At 71.1% G+C, this 17,441-nt stretch carries 12 protein-coding genes, 2 tRNA genes, 1 pseudogene and 1 riboswitch; of the genes and pseudogenes, 5 read left to right on the top strand and 10 right to left on the bottom strand.

The features are described 5' to 3' along the window. Nucleotides 1-464 precede the first annotated feature (464 nt). From ACZ5CR_RS42470 to ACZ5CR_RS42455, 4 genes are all read left to right on the top strand, one after another. Nucleotides 465-1,931: an MFS transporter gene (locus ACZ5CR_RS42470; protein WP_468868227.1), complete on the top strand. Its 1,467-nt coding sequence runs from the start codon at nt 465-467 to the stop codon at nt 1,929-1,931. A 174-nt stretch (nt 1,932-2,105) separates the two neighbouring features. After that, nucleotides 2,106-3,308 carry an L-2-hydroxyglutarate oxidase gene (gene lhgO, locus ACZ5CR_RS42465; protein ID WP_468868226.1) on the top strand — a complete coding sequence of 401 codons (1,203 nt, stop codon included), beginning with the start codon at nt 2,106-2,108 and terminating at the stop codon, nt 3,306-3,308. 237 nt (nt 3,309-3,545) lie between these two features. Then, complete coding sequence (gene trmB, locus ACZ5CR_RS42460) at nt 3,546-4,325, top strand: tRNA (guanosine(46)-N7)-methyltransferase TrmB (RefSeq protein ID WP_468868223.1); 780 nt, start codon at nt 3,546-3,548, stop codon at nt 4,323-4,325. Between the two features lie 178 nt (nt 4,326-4,503). After that, complete coding sequence (locus ACZ5CR_RS42455; RefSeq protein WP_468868220.1) at nt 4,504-5,898, top strand: PrsW family glutamic-type intramembrane protease; 1,395 nt, start codon at nt 4,504-4,506, stop codon at nt 5,896-5,898. A gap of 28 nt (nt 5,899-5,926) precedes the next feature. Here the strand turns inward: ACZ5CR_RS42455 and ACZ5CR_RS42450 are convergent. The 8 genes and pseudogenes from ACZ5CR_RS42450 to ACZ5CR_RS42415 all read right to left on the bottom strand — a co-directional run bounded on the left by ACZ5CR_RS42450 (nt 5,927) and on the right by ACZ5CR_RS42415 (nt 14,445). Continuing rightward, nucleotides 5,927-6,871 (bottom strand): annotated as a pseudogene (locus ACZ5CR_RS42450) (aldo/keto reductase). A gap of 223 nt (nt 6,872-7,094) precedes the next feature. Beyond that, nucleotides 7,095-8,186: a M23 family metallopeptidase gene (locus ACZ5CR_RS42445; protein ID WP_468868218.1), complete on the bottom strand. Its 1,092-nt coding sequence runs from the start codon at nt 8,184-8,186 to the stop codon at nt 7,095-7,097. A gap of 11 nt (nt 8,187-8,197) precedes the next feature. Beyond that, nucleotides 8,198-8,344, bottom strand: a riboswitch (cyclic di-AMP (ydaO/yuaA leader). Nucleotides 8,345-8,669: 325 nt separating this feature from the next. Then, a complete protein-coding gene (locus ACZ5CR_RS42440; protein ID WP_468868215.1) occupies nt 8,670-9,992 on the bottom strand; it encodes a PP2C family protein-serine/threonine phosphatase in 1,323 nt (440 codons plus the stop codon). Nucleotides 9,993-10,161: 169 nt separating this feature from the next. Further along, nucleotides 10,162-11,412: an MFS transporter gene (locus tag ACZ5CR_RS42435; RefSeq protein ID WP_468868213.1), complete on the bottom strand. Its 1,251-nt coding sequence runs from the start codon at nt 11,410-11,412 to the stop codon at nt 10,162-10,164. Further along, nucleotides 11,409-12,524, bottom strand: a complete 1,116-nt coding sequence (locus ACZ5CR_RS42430; protein ID WP_468868210.1) for a PLP-dependent cysteine synthase family protein — start codon at nt 12,522-12,524, stop codon at nt 11,409-11,411. Before ACZ5CR_RS42430 ends, ACZ5CR_RS42435 begins: the two co-directional genes overlap by 4 nt. Nucleotides 12,525-12,586: 62 nt before the next feature. Beyond that, a complete protein-coding gene (locus tag ACZ5CR_RS42425) occupies nt 12,587-12,955 on the bottom strand; it encodes a hypothetical protein (protein ID WP_468868208.1) in 369 nt (122 codons plus the stop codon). 91 nt (nt 12,956-13,046) lie between these two features. Further along, nucleotides 13,047-13,120, bottom strand: a tRNA-Met gene (locus ACZ5CR_RS42420). 101 nt (nt 13,121-13,221) lie between these two features. Beyond that, nucleotides 13,222-14,445 (bottom strand): alginate lyase family protein, encoded by a 1,224-nt coding sequence (locus tag ACZ5CR_RS42415; RefSeq protein ID WP_468868206.1) that lies wholly within the window; start codon nt 14,443-14,445, stop codon nt 13,222-13,224. A 354-nt stretch (nt 14,446-14,799) separates the two neighbouring features. Between ACZ5CR_RS42415 and ACZ5CR_RS42410 the strand changes: the two genes are divergently transcribed. After that, a complete protein-coding gene (locus ACZ5CR_RS42410) occupies nt 14,800-15,507 on the top strand; it encodes a hypothetical protein (protein WP_468868203.1) in 708 nt (235 codons plus the stop codon). Nucleotides 15,508-15,587: 80 nt separating this feature from the next. Here the strand turns inward: ACZ5CR_RS42410 and ACZ5CR_RS42405 are convergent. Together ACZ5CR_RS42405 and ACZ5CR_RS42400 are read right to left on the bottom strand one after the other, a co-directional pair. Beyond that, nucleotides 15,588-15,660: transfer RNA gene (locus tag ACZ5CR_RS42405), tRNA-Lys, on the bottom strand. Between the two features lie 110 nt (nt 15,661-15,770). Beyond that, on the bottom strand, nt 15,771-17,294 hold the full coding sequence (locus ACZ5CR_RS42400) for an amino acid permease (RefSeq protein ID WP_468868201.1): 1,524 nt from the start codon (nt 17,292-17,294) through the stop codon (nt 15,771-15,773). Between the last annotated feature and the right edge of the window lie 147 nt (nt 17,295-17,441).

Genomic DNA, 17,441 nt, shown 5'->3' with positions numbered 1-17,441 from the left:
CGCAACTGGCAACACACAGTCCGGGAGGCGTTCGTTCGCCCCCCGGACTGGTCCGCCGCCCGCGGGGATGGAGGCGGCGGCGTCCCCCAGCCCGCTGACTCCAGCGCAGCGGGCCGACCCACGCACCATCTATGGAAGCGCTCCCCTTGTGGCCGGAGTAGAGCGCACGCGTGGGCGCACGGCCACACACCCGGAGCACACCCCGGCGCTCCCGTGTTTCGCTACCGGCAACAATCTCGCCATCCGGATCTGCGCCTCTTAACGCTTGGGATTCGGCGAACTACGCTGTGTGTGCTGATGTTTTCGCGGAGGCATATACCTGGGGGCTCGGCCAAATGCTCTTGCGGCCGAAGTTCCCAGCCACGGCGGTCGTAGTCGCGGACGCCGCTGTCCCTGGGGGAACGCAGCACGAATGCCGCGCGGTCAAGCCACTGCACGGCAGCCGTCTGTGTCGAGGGGTGGCCATGTCCAGGGAGCAACGCGGGCCGAACGAAAAGCTCGGCACCGTTCTCGCCCTCGCGGGAATCAGCAATGCGGGACTCGCGCGCAGGGTCAACGACCTCGGCGCTCAACGCGGGTTGACGCTTCGTTACGACAAGACGTCGGTGGCCCGGTGGGTGTCCAAGGGCATGGTGCCGCAGGGCGCCGCCCCGCATCTCATCGCCGCGGCCATCGGGCAGAAGCTCGGCCGCCCCGTGCCGCTGCACGAGATCGGGCTCGCGGACGCCGATCCCGCGCCTGAGGTGGGCCTGGCCTTCCCGCGCGACGTGGGCGCCGCGGTCAAGTCGGCCACCGAGCTCTACCGCCTCGATCTGGCGGGCAGGCGCGCGGGCAGCGGCGGCATCTGGCAGTCCCTCGCGGGCTCCTTCGCGGTGAGCGCGTACGCGACGCCCGCCTCACGCTGGCTGATAACCCCGGCCGACAGCTCGGTCGCCCGTGACGTCATCCTGGACGAGCCGCACGACGTGGGCCTCACCGAAGACGGCACGAACGGCGCGAACAGCGGGCAGTCGATCAAGGTCGGCCACAGCGACGTGCTGAAACTGCGGGAGGCCGCCGAGGACGCCCGCCGCTGGGACTCCAAGTACGGCGGCGGTGACTGGCGTTCGTCGATGGTCCCCGAGTGCCTGCGGGTCGAGGCGGCGCCGCTGCTGCTCGGTTCGTACTCGGACGAGGTGGGCCGCTCGCTCTTCGGGGCGTCGGCCGAGCTGACGCGCCTGGCCGGCTGGATGGCGTTCGACACCGGCCAGCAGGAAGCGGCCCAGCGCTACTACATCCAGGCCCTGCGCCTGGCCCGCGCAGCCGCCGACGTGCCCTTAGGCGGGTACGTCCTCGCCTCCATGTCCCTCCAGGCGACCTACCGCGGCTTCGGCGACGAGGGCGTCGACCTCGCGCAGGCAGCCCTGGAGCGCAACCGCGGTCTGGCCACCGCACGCACGATGAGCTTCTTCCGCCTCGTCGAGGCACGCGCGCACGCACGCGCCAATGACGCGCAGGCCGCCGGGGCGGCGCTGCGGGCCGCCGAGGGATGGCTGGAGCGGGCCAGGGACGGTGACAACGACCCGTCGTGGCTCGGGTTCTACGGATACGACCGCTTCGCGGCGGACGCCGCCGAGTGCTACCGCGACCTGAAGGCGCCCCGCCAGGTGCGGCGCTTCACGGAGCAGGCCCTTTCGCGGCCGACGGAGGAGTTCGTGCGCTCGCACGGGTTGCGGCTCGTGGTCTCGGCGGTCGCCGAACTGGAGTCGGGGAATCTGGACGCGGCCTGCGAGCAGGGCACGCGCGCGCTTGAGGTCGCGGGGCGCATCTCGTCCGCGCGGACCACGGAGTACGTGAAGGACCTGCTGCACCGCCTTGAGCCGTACGGGGACGAGCCGAGAGTGGTGGAGCTGCGGGAGCGGGCGCGGCCGCTGCTCATGGCTCCCGCGTAGGGGTTCAGGTAATGATCAAGGGCCGCCCGAGATGTCCCGCATGCACCCACATGAACCGCCATGCACCGCCGAAACGGCAACAGCATTTCCGCGCCCTGTAACCCTGCGGTCCTCGCTGGGTTTGGGGGCGTTGTCAGTGGCGCAGTGCACTATCGGGGTGGGAGGTGATGCGGGATGGTCCGGGCCGTGACGTACGACTGTGATGTGCTGGTGATCGGTGGCGGGATCGTCGGTCTGTCGACGGCGTACGCCATCACGCGCGCCGCGCCGGGGACACGGGTCACCGTCCTGGAGAAGGAGTCGGGCCCCGCCCGGCACCAGACGGGACGCAACAGCGGGGTGATCCACAGCGGGATCTATTACCGCCCCGGTTCACTGAAGGCGCGGTACGCGGTGCGGGGCGCCGCCGAAATGGTCAAGTTCTGCGCGGAGTACGGCATCGCGCACGAGGTCACCGGCAAGCTGATCGTCGCCACGGAGCGCTCCGAGCTGCCCCGCCTGCACGGACTCGTCCAGCGCGGCAGGGAGAACGGCATTCCGGTGCGGGAGCTCGGCCCCGCACAGATCTCGGAGTACGAACCCGAGGTGCGGGGGCTCGCCGCCATCCAGGTCGGTTCCACGGGGATCTGTGACTACGGCTCGGTGGCGCAGGTGCTCGCGGACGCCTCGGGGGCGGATGTCCGGTACGGGGCGGACGTCGTCCGCATCGACCGGCGCGAGACGCTCGGTGTCGCCGTTCGCACGGCCGACGGTTCGGTGGTGCGGGGGAAGGTCCTCGTCAACTGCGCGGGCCTGCACTGCGACCGCGTGGCGATGCTCGCCGGTGACGACCCCGGGATGCGGATCGTGCCCTTCCGGGGGGAGTACTTCGACCTGGCGCGGCCCGAGCTGGTGCGGGGCCTGGTGTATCCGGTGCCGGATCCGGCCTTCCCCTTCCTGGGGGTGCATCTGACGCGGGGCATCGGGGGCGGGGTCCACGTGGGGCCCAACGCGGTCCCGGCGCTGGCCCGCGAGGGGTACGGATGGGGTGTGGTGCGGCCTCTGGAGCTCGCGGGGACGCTGGGCTGGCCGGGGTCCTGGCGGATGGCCGGGCGGCATTGGCGGTATGGGGCGGGGGAGCTTCGGCGGTCCCTGTCCAAGGGGGCGTTCACCACGGCGGTGCGGAGGCTGCTGCCTGCGGCGACCTCTGATGATCTTGTGCCGGTGGCCGCGGGGGTGCGGGCGCAGGCCGTTCTGCGGGACGGGACGCTCGTCGATGACTTCCTCATCCAGGAGGGGGCGCGGGCTGTGCATGTGCTCAACGCGCCCTCCCCTGCGGCTACGGCTTCGCTGCCGATCGGGCGTGAGGTCGCTCGACGGGTGCTGGCGTTGCTGTAGGGGCAGGCCCTGCGGGGCTCTCCCCCATCCCGCCCCTTCCCGAAACCATGGGGCTCCGCCCCCTTGACCCCCGACAAGATGGCCTCAAATGCCGGACGGGCTGAAATCTTCAGCCCGTCCGGCGTTTGAGGACGAACTCGGCGAAGCCGGTGATGACGGCACGTACAAGGCACAGGGCCCCCGCGCCAAGCGGGTTCTCGGGGAGGGGCGGGGTCGGGGAGATAAAATCCCCGCACTGTGTCTGAGTCGAACCCCGCCCCCGAGCGCCCCCGCACCCCCCGCCCGAAGGGCGAGCCCCGCTTCCCCGACGGCCCTGCCCCCGACCCCGCCGGGTCGCACTTCGAGCGCCGGATCCGCAGCTTCCAGCCCCGGCGGAGCCGGGTGACCGCAGGCCAAGCGGACGCGCTACAGCGGCTGTGGCCCACGTGGGGACTGGACATCGACGGGCAGCGCACCCTCGACCTCGCCGAGATGTTCGGCGGTGAGCGACCCGTCGTACTCGAGATCGGGTTCGGCATGGGTGAGGCCACCGCCCAGATGGCAGCCGACGATCCGGACACCGGCATCCTCGCGGTCGACGTGCACACCCCGGGCCAGGGAAACCTCCTCGGCCTCGCCGAGCGGAACGGCCTGGACAACATCCGCGTCGCGAACGGCGACGCCGTCATCCTGCTCCGCGAAATGCTCCCGCCCGCCTCGCTCAGCGGCCTCCGCGTCTACTTCCCCGACCCCTGGCCCAAGGCCCGTCACCACAAGCGCCGCATCATCCAGCCCGACTTCCTCGACCTCGCGGCGCCCCGCCTGAAGCCCGGCGCCGTGCTGCACTGCGCGACCGACTGGGAGCCGTACGCCGAGCAGATGCTGGAGGTGCTCACCGCGCACCCCGCCTTCGAGAACACCCGGCCCGACGGCGGCTACGCACCACGCCCCGCCTTCCGCCCCCTCACCCGGTTCGAGGGCCAGGGCCTGGACAAGGGACATGTGGTCCATGACCTGCTGTTCCGCCGTGCGGCATGACCTGCTGTTCCGCCATACGTCATGACCTGCCCGTCCGCCGTCCAACCGGCCAGGAGGCCTGAGACACCGGAGATATCGGCCACGGTCACCCGCAATACCGGCCACGGGACCCGCGATACCGGCCACGCGGCCTGAGACACCGTCGCGGCCCACCCCCGTCCCTCGTTAGGGTCAACGCGTGGCCACCAGTTCTCCGCACCCGCACCCGATGCCCCCCGCAGGGCCCGCCGGGCTGCGGCACGCGCGCTGGTGGCAGCGGCGGGCGATACGCGCCGCCGCCCTGGTCACGCTGCTCGCCCTGTCCGGCCTCGTGATCCTGGCCCTGGTCCGGGAACAGACCGGCACCCAGGGCTTCCTGGTCGGGCTCGGCCTCGCGACGCTGCCCGTGCCGCTCCTGGTGGCCGCCTTCCGCTGGCTGCAACGGGTCCAGCCGGGCCCCTGGCGGAATCTGCTCTTCGCCTTCGCCTGGGGCGCCTGCGCCGCGGCCCTCATAGCGATCGTCGCCAACAGCTTCGCGACCCGCTGGATAGCCACCGCCACGGCCGACCCCACCAGCGCGGACAACCTCGGAGCGACGGTCATAGCGCCGATCGTCGAGGAGAGCGCGAAAGCCGCGGCCGTCCTGCTCGTCTTCCTCTTCCGCAGACGCGAGTTCACCGGCATCGTCGACGGCGTGGTGATCGCCGGAGTGACCGCCACCGGTTTCGCGTTCACCGAGAACATCCTCTATCTCGGCAGCGCCTTCGGCACCGACCAGCTCAACGGCGGGACCGGGCTCGCGTCCGTGACGGCGGCGACGTTCTTCGTACGCGTCGTGATGTCGCCCTTCGCACACCCGCTCTTCACCGTGCTCACCGGCATCGGCTTCGGCATCGCCGCGCTCAGCGCCGACCGGCAGAACTGGCGCCGCGTCCTGCTCCCGGTCGGCGGACTCCTCCTGGCGATGGGCCTGCACGCCCTGTGGAACGGCTCGGCGAGCTTCGGGGACTACGGCTTCTTCGCCGTGTACGCGCTCTTCATGCTGCCGTCGTTCGGCCTGCTCACCTGGCTGGTGATCTGGATCAGGCAGCGCGGCCTGCGCATCGTGCGCGCGGAACTGCCCGCGTACGCGCTCGCGGGCTGGCTCACCGCGCCCGAGCCGTACGCGCTCGGCACGATGCGCGCCCGCACGCTCGCCCGTGACTACGCCTCGTACACGCAGGGCAAGGCCGCGGCGCGCACGGTCGCCCAGTACGAGACGTACGCGACCTCCCTCGCGCTCCTGCGGCACCGGGGGCGCAAGGGCCGCGCGGGCGCCGACTTCGTCGTACGGGAGCGGGAGCTGCTGCACGCGCTGTGGGAGCGCCGTGAGGCGGCACGGCCCGCACTCGCCTACGCGGCGCGCGCGACGGCACCGGTTCTCGTACCGATGCCGCCGCCGTACGGGTACCCGCAACACCCACAGCACCCACAGCCGTACGGGTACCAGCAGCCGTACGCGCAGTCATACCCGCGGCCGTACCAACAGCCCTACGGATATCCGTACGCCCAACCGGCGATGCCCTACCCCGCGTACAACCCCTACCGCGGCTAGGGCCCGAACGAGAGGCCCTGGGGCCTCCCTAGGCGGAAGCCGCCGTGAGCGTCGCCACCTCGGCCTCCGTCAGTTCGAGCTCCCCCACCGCCAGCAGCGCGGGCAGCTGCTCGACCGTACGGGCCGACGCGATCGGCGCCGCCACCGTCGGCTGAGCCGCGAGCCAGGCCAGGGCCACGGTCGCGATCTCGGCGCCGCGGGCCTGAGCGACCTCGTCGAGCGCGGCGAGCACCCGTCGGCCCCGCTCGGTCTCCAGGTGCTTGCCTGCGCCCGCGGCCCGCGCGCTGTCGACCTGCGTGCCCGGGCGGTACTTGCCGGTCAGGAAGCCGGAGGCGAGCGCGTAGTACGGGACGGCGGCCAGGCCGGAGCGCGATGCGACCTCCTGGAGCGAGCCCTCGTACGTGTCGCGCGAGACAAGGTTGTAGTGCGGCTGGAGCGCCGCGTAGCGCGCGAGGCCCTCGCGGTCGGAGAAGTCGAGGAACTCCTGGAGCCGCTCGGCGGTCACGTTGGACGCGGCGATGGCGCGGACCTTGCCGGACGTCACCAGGTCGTCGAGCGCGCCGATGATCTCCTCGACGGAGACGGTCGGGTCGTCGTAGTGCGTGTAGTAGAGGTCGATGTAGTCCGTGCGCAGGCGGCGCAGCGACTCCTCGGCACCGGACTTGATGGTGTTCGCGGACAGACCCTTGAAATCGGGGTGGGCGCCGACCTTCGTGGCGAGCACGACGTCGGAACGGTTGCCGCGTGCGGCGAGCCAGTCGCCGATGACGTGCTCGGACTCGCCGCCCTTGTTGCCGGGCACCCAGGCCGAGTAGACGTCGGCGGTGTCGATGAAGTTGCCGCCGGCGGCGGTGTAGGCGTCGAGCACGGAGAAGGACTGCGCCTAGTCTGCCGTCCAGCCGAAGACATTGCCGCCCAGGGCGAGCGGGAAGACGTCGAGGTCGGACGAGCCGAGCTTGCGGAGAGAAGTCATGAGGAAGACAACGCCCTTACAGAGCGTCGCATTCCGTACAGCGGCACCAGACCGGAGAAGAGCGGGCGCGCCGAACCGGCAGCCCTGACGTCGGGGGGTTGTCGCCAGGACCGCCGGAGTTCGGAGGCTGCTTCAGAGTGACCGGATCAGAGCGGGTGGACCGGAGCGACCAGATCGGAGCGGGTCGGTCAGAGCGACCGGAGACCGGATCAAAGCAGGTCGATCAGAGCGACTGGCCCTTGCCGCGCAGCCACGCCGCCGGGTCCACCCCGGTCGAGTCGCCGCCCGGGTGGACCTCCAGGTGGAGGTGGGCCCCCGTCACGTTGCCGGTCGCGCCGACGCGGCCGATGACCTCGCCGGTGGTGACCTTCTGACCGACGCTGACGCTCATCGACGACTGGTGGCAGAACCACAGCTCGGTGCCGTCGTCGAGCTCCAGGACCGTGCGGTAGCCGTACGCCCCCGCCCAGCCGGCCTCCTTGATGGTGCCGGAGTGGATGGCCTTGATCGGCGTACCCGTCGGAGCCGCGAAGTCCAGGCCCGTGTGGTAGCCGGAGGACCACATGGAGCCGGGCTGACCGAAGGTGCCGGTGAGCGTGTACGAGCCGACGGGCAGTGTGTAGCTCTTCGCGAGCTTGGCCAGGCGCTCCGCCTCGGCCTTCTTCTTGGCCTCCGCCTCGGCCTTCTTCTTCGCGGCGGCCTTCTCGGCGGCGATCTTCTTCTCGGCCGCGGTCTGCTTGGCGGCGGCCTGTGCGGCTGCCTGCTTGACGGCGGCTTCTTCGGCCGCCTTCTGGACCGCGTCGTCCGCCTGGTCCTGCTGGTTCTCGGCCTGCTCCATGATGCGGGCCCGCAGCGCCTCGCCCGCGTCCGTGGAGCCCTGCTCGGCGTCGGTGGTGCTGAGACCGGCGGCGCTCAGCGGCGCGGCGGCCACCGCGACGCCGTTCTCCGCGGCGGCGGAGTCGGAGGAATCGGAGCCGTCGGATATCAAGGACCCCACGCCCGGGAGCGACTTGGCCTCCGGCAGCGAGTCCGTGACGGCCGAGAGGTCCGGCATCTCTATGGAGACCGGGGGCTTGCCGCCCTGCGCGGTGGCGATGCCGCCCGCGCCGACGGCGGCGATGACGCCTACACCGAGAACCGTGGAGCTGCGGGCGAGCCCGCCACCGCCCCGCTTGTGGACGCGGTGCCTGCCGCGGACCGGGCGGACGGACTCCTCGGTGGGATTCCATTCCTCCCAGGAATTGTCGTCGTACCCGCCGAAATCGTCATCATTCGGTACATAAGTGCCTTGGGGGGCAGGGCGGTTGGACGCCACCGGGGCGCACTCCTTTCCTTCCTTCTCGCCTACCGGGTTAGCTGACGGGTTCGGAGCAGGAAGGTCTCCTACGAGCATCTGGCACGGATGCACAGATGACCGATTCACCCCAATTAGTGGTTCCCCGGCTCCCTTGCGGGATTAGGCGCGTGCGCGCGGAGCCGACTCGAGTGTCGGTTGGGACGACCGCGCTGCGTTATCGAACGTTAATAGACAGCGGGGTCGTATTCCAAGCTGTTCCAGTTGATCGTTAACGGATCTGGCCAGTACTTACCGGGACACCGGGGGTAGGAACGGGGCGAGTTGACCCCACTTCTTCACACACCGGAGCTTCACATCCCCTTGACGGTACGTCAGTTGTTATGCGGAGCGGTGTCCTTCAGTCACGGCCTGTGACATCGGTCCCTGTGGCATTGGTCCCCGTGGCATCGGTTCCTGCGGCATCGGTCCCTGTGGCATCGGTTCTGGCGTCACCCGTCGCCGTCACCCGTCACCGTCACCCGTCACCAACGGCCGCCGCACCGCGAGCAGCGCCATGTCGTCGGTCGTCCCGCCCCCGGTGTGCCGCCGCACTTCCTCGGTCAGCGTGGCGAGGAGCGTGTCCGGGCCATTGGGTCCCGGGAAGATCCGGCCGCCGAGCCGGGCGGCAGGATCGTAGAACTCGCCCCGGCTGTCACGCGCCTCGGAGAGCCCGTCGGTGTGGAGCAGGAGCATCGCCCCCGGCGGGAACTCCGTCTCGTCCGCGCGGTCCGGCCAGGCGCCCAGTTCGCCCATCCCGAGCGGCAGCGCGGGCTCGGTCGCCGACAGGACACACAGCCGCCCGTCGCCGCGCAGGAGCAGCGGCCCCGGGTGCCCACGATTGATGAGACGTACGAGACCGTCGCTGTGCGGGATCTCCGCGAGGATGGCGGTGGTGAACCCCTCGAAGTCGTCGAGCCCGTCGCGCCGCGTGCCCTCACGCGCGAGCGCACGCTCCAGGCGCTGCGCCACCGCCTCCAGCGTGCTCTCCTGCTCGGCGGCCTCCCGGAACGCCCCGATGACGACGGCGACGGCCGCCACCGCGCCCATGCCCTTGCCCCGTACGTCGCCGACGATGACGCGTACGCCGTGCGGGGTGTCCTGAACGGCGTACAGATCACCCCCGATGAACGCGTCGGCCTCCGCTGCCTCGTACCGCGCCGCGACATCGAGCCCGCCGATCCGGGGATCCGGCTGCGGCAGTACGGCACGCTGGGCGGCCTCGGCGATGGAGCGGGCGGAGGCCAGCTGTTCGTCGCCGCGGCGCACGACGCGGTTGATGAGGACGGCGAGCACGGCGACGGTCACCACGGTGAACACCTCGGTGACGGCATCGACGTCGGAGCCTGTGTTGGCCCTGAAGTGCAGGCCGAGCACGGCGACGGAGGCACAGAGGCCGATGACGGTGGTGCTGAGCAGCGAGTAGAAGGGCGCGGCGATGAGCGGGGCGGCGGTGAAGAGGGGCGCGGCGGTGAATTGGGGCGGGGTCACGGTGTCGTAGACGATCCCAGCGACGATGAGCAGCAGCGGAAGCGCCCGTACGAACGCCCGTTCGTGCCGGACGGTGGGGCTCTTGCCGGAAGCCCCGCGCGGCCGCTTGCCGGGACCTCTGCTGCCAAGACCTCGACTGCCTGGACCCTGACTGCCGGGGCCCCGACTGCCTGGACCTCGACTCGCGGACTTGCCGTCGGCACGCTTCCCGCCACCCGCGCCCGCACGCTTCCCGCCGCTCGCGCCCGCACGCTTCCCGCCACCCGCGCCCGCACTCGCACGCTCTCCCGACCCCATGCCCGCCGCCCCCTCCCCTCGGCCGCCGCTTCCTCCTCGCTGCCCCACCGGTCTTCTCCTGCCGAATCCCGCGGCCAGGACCAGATCCATGACCGCGCTCGTCCTCGTCCAGGGTTCCCGGAGCGACGGCGCGGGGCGACCTGTGTTGGGCCGACCGGGTTAGCCCGGGTCAGGGCGCCCCGACCGGCTGCGGGGCGAGGCGGCCCGTCCGGGAGAGGCCGCGCAGGGCGAGCGCGCAGGTGGCGCCCAGAGCCGCGAGGCCGAGCCACAGCACAGCGGGCGCGGACCGGGTGACGCCGAGGAGCGTGCCGGTCGCGAGGTTCCCCGCGGTGATGCCGATGCCGCACACCGTGTTGTAGAGGCCGTAGTGCGTGGCCACCCACCGGTCGCCGGACAGCGCGACGACCGTCTCCATCTCGAACGGGTAGAGCACGGCCGTCGCCCCCGCGAGCCCCGCCGCGCACACCAGCAGCCCCGCGACCCCGACGTACCCCGATCCGCCGAGCGCGGGCGGCAGGAACGACGCCCCGAGGAGCCCGAGCCCCGCGACCAGACACTGCTCCCGCGTCCACGTACGTCGGCACAGGTCCGTGATCCTCAGCTGCCCGACCAGCGCGACGAGCCCCGAGACCACGAACAGCGCACTCGTCGCGACGGTTCCCGCGGTGCCGTCCCCCACAAGGCGCTCCACCTCCAGGGGCAGCGCGAGATAGACCTGGAAGGACAGGACGTACGACCCGGTCATCGCGAGCGAGAAGAGCCAGAAGGACCGGTTGCCGAGCACCACCCGCCACTGCCCTCGCTCCTGCCCCTGCCCCTGCTCCTCCACGACGGCAGCCCGCCGCCGTACGGGAAGCCGCAGCACCTGCACCGCCGAAAGCACCGCGAACAGCGCCGCCGCGACCGCGCACGTCACCCGGAAGTCGATCCCCGTGAGCGCGAGCCCGACGAGCGGGCCGAGCAGGATTCCGCCCTGGTAGAAGACGTTGAACAGGGCGAAGGCCTCGACGCGCCGCTCCTCGTTCCCGGCATCGGCGGCGACGTACGCCCGTACCGCCGGATTGAACAGCGCCCCCGCCAGGCCGGTCGCCATCGACGCGGCGATCAGGACGGGCAGCGTCTGTGCGAAGGCGAGCGCGCCGAAGCCGATGGTGCGCAGGGCGCAGCCCGCGACGATCAGGGGCTTGTAGCCGAGGCGGTCGGCCAGTGCGCCGCCGACCAGGAACATGCCCTGCTGGGAGAGGTTGCGCACGCCGAGCACCAGGCCGACCGCCCAGGCGGCGAGCCCGAGGCCGCCCGACAGATGCGCCGCCAGATAGGGCATCAGCATGTAGAAGCCGAGGTTGATGGTGAACTGATTGACGAAGAGGAGCTGCACGGCCGGATCGAACGCACGCGCCCGGCGCCAGACGTGACTCACTGGACGCCCCCCGTCTCCCTCTCGATCCCGCCCACCAGCGCGCACCGGGACCGCCGCCGCGGACACCACCGCGACCACCCGGTCACCCACTCCCCCGGCCCGGCCACCTCCTGCGGGGCCGACGGCACGACCGCCCCACCTCCCAACAGGCCGTGCCCCGCGCAGAACTCATCGCTGAACACCGTGTCGAAGTACCGCTGCGGCCCGTCGGGAAAGACCGCGGCGATCCGTGTCCCGCGCGGTCGCGTCCGGGCCAGCCAGCCGGCCACGAGCGCCACCGCCCCCACGCTCCAGCCCCCGGTGGCGAACTGCCGGGCCGCGAGCCGCCGCGCCGCGTGCACGGCTTCGGCAGGACCGACCCAGTGGACCTCGTCGAAGGCGCCGTGGTCGACGTTCCCCGGATGGATGGACGAACCGAGCCCCCGCATAAGCCGCGGCCCCGCGGCGAGCCCGAAGATCGTGGAGGCGACGCTGTCCACGCCCACCAGCTCAAGACCCGGCAGGGCCCCGCCCCGCAGGGCCCGCGCGATCCCGCCCGAGTGCCCGCCGGTCCCGACCGCGCAGACGAGCACGTCGAACTGGCCGAGCTGCTCGACGAGTTCAGCGGCGAGCCCGCCGTAAGCGGCCGGATTGTCCGGGTTGTTGTACTGATCCGGACACCACGCCCCACCCGTATCCGCGGCCCCCTCCCCCAGGACCGCCATCAGCTCGCCGACCCGGTCCACCCGCGCCTGCTGCCACCCGCCCTCGCCACAGGGTTCGCGTACGACGTGCACCCGAGCCCCGTGGGCGGCCAGCATCCGCTCCACGATGGGTTCGAGGCCCGGGTCGGTGACGATGTGCACGGGATGCCCCCAGCGCACCCCGGCGAGCGCGAGACCGAGCCCGAGCGTGCCGGACGTCGACTCGACGATGGGTGCGCCGGGCCGCAGATCGCCGCGCGCCCGTGCCCGTTCGACCATGTGGAGGGCGGCGCGGTCCTTGATCCCGCCGAAGTTGAAGCCCTCCAGCTTGGCCCAGTAGCCGCGCCCGCCGTCGGGGGACGGCTCGTCGATCCAGAGCACGGGTGTGTTCCCCACGGCGGTCGCCGCGGGCTGAAGCTTGCTGATCATGTGCGTGATGCCCTTCGGGCTCTCGGGTACTCGGTACGGGGGACGCGCGCACTGCGCACCCGTCAGTTCCGGTCCACCCCGATGGCGACGAGAAGCCGCTGCCCCGCGAGCGGCGGCCCGGCCCGCGTCCGCGCGCACTCCGCCCGCTCGCTCGCCCCGCCGCTCCCCCAGCCGCTCCACCGCACGAACGGCCACGCCGCCGCCCGTCCGCCGCTCCCGCGCTCGCCCCGCTTGCGCTCCGCCGGCGCCCCCGCGGCCTGCCGCCCGGCACCCGCGTGCTCCGCGTGCCCCGCTCCCGGACAGACATGGTGGGCCGGAGCGACCACGCTGGTTCCCGCGGGGGCGAGACCGTGGGGGCCGTGGCACGCGCCGACGAACAGCGCACAGGCGGCGAGCAGCACCACCGACAGCACGGTTCGCAGACGACTCATAGTGACCATGAAACTACGCACCGCACGCACACTTACGCAAAAAACACCGAAGGCCCGGATCCAGTAATGGATCCGGGCCTTCGGTCTTTAGTAGCGGGGACAGGATTTGAACCTGCGACCTCTGGGTTATGAGCCCAGCGAGCTACCGAGCTGCTCCACCCCGCGCCGTTGAATGCAACTCTACGCCATCAGGGGGAGTGAAAGCGAACCGGTGGAGAACCACCCGCGAACGGAGCCCACCACCCACCGCTCGCACCGCTCACCACTCACACGTTCTCGGCATGCGTCAGCGTCTCCCAGGCCACGAACAGATCGTCCGTCCCCTCGGGCCGCCCCTTCCGCGTGAGCTTCTCCGTCTCCGGCAGGTCGAGCTTCAGCCGATCCCGCAGGTGGTTGAGGCCGACCTCGGTGTCGGGCCCCATGTCGCGCTGCACCTTGCCGCCGCACAGCCACTGAGGTGCCTTGGCGCCGAGCTGGTACTTGGAGTGGAACTCAAGGGCGGCCCGCAGCCGCTCCTTGACCTCGCCGTACAGGTCCACGCCCTGGTGCCAGGCGGTCTCGGCGATGTGCGCGGTGGCCGCGAGCGAGTAGCTGGCGTGCTTGAAGTTGCGGCAGGTCTCCTGGGAGAGCCCGTCGGCGAAGGTCTTCTGCCCGAACCAGTACTTCTGGAGCTTCTCCGGAGTGTTGATGCCGCTGCCCGCGGGCGAGACCGGCAGCGGTCCGTCCGACTTCAGATAGAAGTAGGCGGGCACGCGGGTCCTGAAGTGCGTCACCGCCTTCTCGAAGGACTCGTGGTCGTTGAGGAAGACGGCCATGCTGATGGTCGCGTCGGCCATCAGGAGATCCCAGTTGCCGTTGAAATCGGCCGATCCGTCGCGCACTTGGGGCAGATAGGCGTTGCGCAGCATCCGCTCGAAGCGCAGGAGTTCGCCGTCGCTCCAGCCGTCGTAGGTGTAGCGCACGGCCTCGGCGGCGCGCGCCCACGATGAGGCGGCCCAGGCCGTCTGGAGGCCCGCGTTGGCCTCCGTGTGCCGGGTGATCACCTCAGACCAGGCATCCATGATCTGCACGGCCTTCTTCGCGTGCGCGCGCTCGCCGGTGATGTTCCAGAGGAGGGCCTGGGTGTACGCGGCGATGGCGTCCTCGCGCTCCTCCACGCAGCCCTGTCCGGGGCGGGTGTCGGGCGGGCACTCGACGACGGCGTACGGCTTGGCCTTGTAGTCGGCGGCGCCGTACTTGCTGTCCCGCATCCGCTCGAACGCCGTCAGCCAGGGCTGCTCGCGCGCCTCGACATGGGCGCGCACGCGCTTCAGCTGCTCCTTGCTGACGAGCACGCCGGGGTGCTCGAAGCCCTGCTCGGCGGGGCGCGCCCGCTCGGTCGCCCCGTCACTGCCGCCCCCGGGCCCTCCGCAGGCCGCCGAGACCCCGACCAGCAGCGGCACGAGCACCATCACGAGAGCCCGTCGTACGGAACCCATTCGGGAACCCATGCTGTACCTCCGGATCGGCCACGTGGCAGGCCCAGCGTCACCCGGGGGGCGCGGGGGCGCAGGCGCGGCGGGGCCGTTCGGGCGAGGGGCGGCCGGGTGACGTACCGATCGACCACGCGGCAGGCTCAGCTCAGAAGCTGTCCGACCTGGGCCTGAGTCGTGCCTGAGTCGTGCCTGAGCCGTAGACCGTGCGGGTCTTCGGCAGCTGGGGCCGGGCACCCAACGCCGCTTCGTGGAGGCGTGGTTGCTGGGACAGAACGCGGACATTCTCAGGACCACTTGAGGATCAAGGCGGCCCTAGTGTCGGGGGTGTCAGCAGGAGACACCCCCACCGACAGCCCACTGGAGAACTTCATGCGCTCGCGTCGTACCGCCCGGTCCACCCGCCTCATCCTGGCTGCGGCGGCAGTGACGGCCCTCGCTGCCACCGCCACCGCGTGCGGCCCCGACGACACCACGAGCGCCGACACCTCCACCGCCTCCTCCACCGCCGACAGCGGCAAGACCGAGAGCCCCTCCAAGGACAGCTCGTCCAGCGGCTCCGACTCCGACGCCGGCTCTGGCTCCGGCTCCGGCTCCGGCTCTGGCTCTGGCTCTGGCGACGCCAAGGACAAGACCGGTTCCGGGACCGGCGACGACAAGAAGGGCGGCTACGGGCAGGCCTGCGGCACCAACGACGTGACCTTCACGCTCACCGAGAAGTCCCAGGCCGGCGGCTACTACCTCGTCACCGCCAAGGCCAAGTCCGGCATCAACTGCTACCTGGACGTCAACACCCCCAGCGTGGGCTTCGGCTCGGGCGCCGACGGCGCCGCATCCCCCGTCGGGCAGGGCGGCGAAGACCCCATCAAGCTCGGCGGATCCGCTGTCGCCTACACCGGCATCAGCCCCAAGACCACCGACGGCGACGGCGGCAAGCAGTTCGAGAGCGTCATCGTCTCCCTCACCGACGCCGACCCCAACCCGGCCGAGCTCAAGCTCCCCGAGCCCGCCGAGGTCGACAAGCCCATCGTCACCAACTGGTCCACCAACAGCGCCGAGACCGTCCCCGTCATCGCCTGATCAGCCGGCCTAACGATCACCAGGAACGGGTCGGGCCCTGACCTTCGGCTAAAGCCGCAGGTCAGGGCCCGATTTTTCCGTAGACCGTGTGGGACTCGAACCCACAACCAATGGATTAAAAGTCCACTGCTCTGCCAATTGAGCTAACGGTCCGTGCGGACGCACCCCCCGAGCATAGCCGGACAGGCCGCGCCGTCCGATCGGGTATCGCCTCCTTGGCCCGTCGCGGGTTCCGCGACGGGCCGCTGACGGCCACGGCACCGTCAGGGATCGGTCGGTTCCGGGGCCCCGCGCCGGGCCGCCTCGCGGGCCGCCGTGCGCGCGTGGTCCGGGTTGAGGAACCAGTGCCTGGCCGACGCGAGCCACCAGGTCGTGGCGAAGCCGAGGACGGCCAGGACCGCGATCGGGGCGTAGTTGAAGGTCTCCCAGGTGATCGGTGAGACCTGCGGCAGCATGAAGAGGACCGTGATCACGCCGACCCAGGCCACCGCCACGATGCCGATCGGACGTGACCAGCGGCCCAAGTGCCACGGACCGCGCTCGAATTCCTCCCCCTTGCGGAGCCGGAGCAGGGTCGGGATGACGTAGGCGATGTAGAGGCCGATGACGGCGATGGACGTCACCGCCGCGTACGCCGTGACGTTGATCAGGTAGGGCAGGCCGAGGACGAGCGCGCCGATGGCCGCGAGCCAGACCGCCGCGACGGGTGTGCGCGTACGCGGGTTGACCGAGTGCCAGATGTGCGAGAACGGCAGCGCTCCGTCCCGCGAGAAGGCGTAGATCATCCGGGAGTTGGCGGTCACGGACGCCATGCCGCAGAACAGCTGTGCGCCGATGACGACCAGGAGGAGCAGCTTGCCCGTGGTCGCGCCGAGCGCGTCGAGGAGGATCTGGGCGGGCGGCGCCCCCGTCGCCGATTCGCGGGCGCCGTCGTACGACTGGATGGCGAAGGTGAAGCCCAGGAGCAGTACGAAACCGGCGATCCAGGACGTCCAGATGGAGCGGACGATGCCCTTGGGCCCGGCGGTGGACGCGTCGTGGGTCTCCTCGGTCATGTGCGCGGAGGCGTCGTAGCCGGTGAAGGTGTACTGGGCCATCAGCAGCCCGATGAGGGCCACGTACAGCCCGCTGCCCCACCCCGTGTTGTTCACGAACTCGGTGAAGACGAAGGACGCCGACTGGTGCGAGTCCGGCGAGAAGGCGAGCGCGCCGACGATGACGGCGACCCCGAAGACGTGCCACCAGACGCTGACGCTGTTCAGCAGCCCCACGATGCGCACGCCGAAGGTGTTGAGCAGGCCGTGGAGCACGAGGATCGCGGCGAAGAGCAGGATCGTACGGCCCTCGGTGACCTGGAAATCGAACTGCAGATTTAGGTAGGCGCCCAGGAACGAGGCCGCGCCGAAGTCGATCCCGGCGGTGACGGCGACCTGCCCGAGCACGTTGAACCACCCCGTGAACCACGCCCAGGCGGCAGCGGTCCGCGAGGGCGCGAGGCGGTGCGCCCAGAAGTAGAGCCCGGCCGATGTCGGGTAGGCGGAACAGATCTCCGCCATCGCGAGCCCGACGAACAGCGTCATGAGGCCGACCCCGACCCAGCCCCAGGTGATCAGGGCGGAACCGCCGGTGTTCATGCCGAACAGGTACATGGTGAGGCAGCCGGACAGGACCGAGATGATCGTGAACGAGACCGCGTAGTTGGAGAACGCGGACATGCGGCGGGCCAGGACCTGGGTGTAGCCGAGCTGGGCGAGGCGTTCCTCGTCGGAGCCTGGTGGTGGTTTCATGCACGAGCGTTGCCCACGGCAGGGACATGACACACGTCACGTTTGGCATACGGCAGCGGGGGGGGGGGGGGGGGGGGGGGGGGGGGGGGGGGGGGGGGGGGGGGGGGGGGGGGGGGGGGGGGGGGGGGGGGGGGGGGGGGGGGGGGG

It is taken from the genome of Streptomyces sp. NPDC031274 (assembly GCF_055570235.1).
This window is presented reverse-complemented; position numbering and strand designations above follow the sequence as displayed.

Bases quoted from the DNA above. Each gene is read 5' to 3' on its own strand.
- ACZ5CR_RS42430 (WP_468868210.1), bottom strand. From the start codon at position 12,524: ATGATCAGCAAGCTTCAGCCCGCGGCGACCGCCGTGGGGAACACACCC.
- ACZ5CR_RS42410 (WP_468868203.1), top strand. From the start codon at position 14,800: ATGCGCTCGCGTCGTACCGCCCGGTCCACCCGCCTCATCCTGGCTGCG.
- ACZ5CR_RS42415 (WP_468868206.1), bottom strand. From the start codon at position 14,445: ATGGGTTCCCGAATGGGTTCCGTACGACGGGCTCTCGTGATGGTGCTC.
- ACZ5CR_RS42440 (WP_468868215.1), bottom strand. From the start codon at position 9,992: ATGGGGTCGGGAGAGCGTGCGAGTGCGGGCGCGGGTGGCGGGAAGCGT.
- ACZ5CR_RS42400 (WP_468868201.1), bottom strand. From the start codon at position 17,294: ATGAAACCACCACCAGGCTCCGACGAGGAACGCCTCGCCCAGCTCGGC.
- lhgO (WP_468868226.1), top strand. From the start codon at position 2,106: ATGGTCCGGGCCGTGACGTACGACTGTGATGTGCTGGTGATCGGTGGC.
- ACZ5CR_RS42425 (WP_468868208.1), bottom strand. From the start codon at position 12,955: ATGAGTCGTCTGCGAACCGTGCTGTCGGTGGTGCTGCTCGCCGCCTGT.
- ACZ5CR_RS42470 (WP_468868227.1), top strand. From the start codon at position 465: ATGTCCAGGGAGCAACGCGGGCCGAACGAAAAGCTCGGCACCGTTCTC.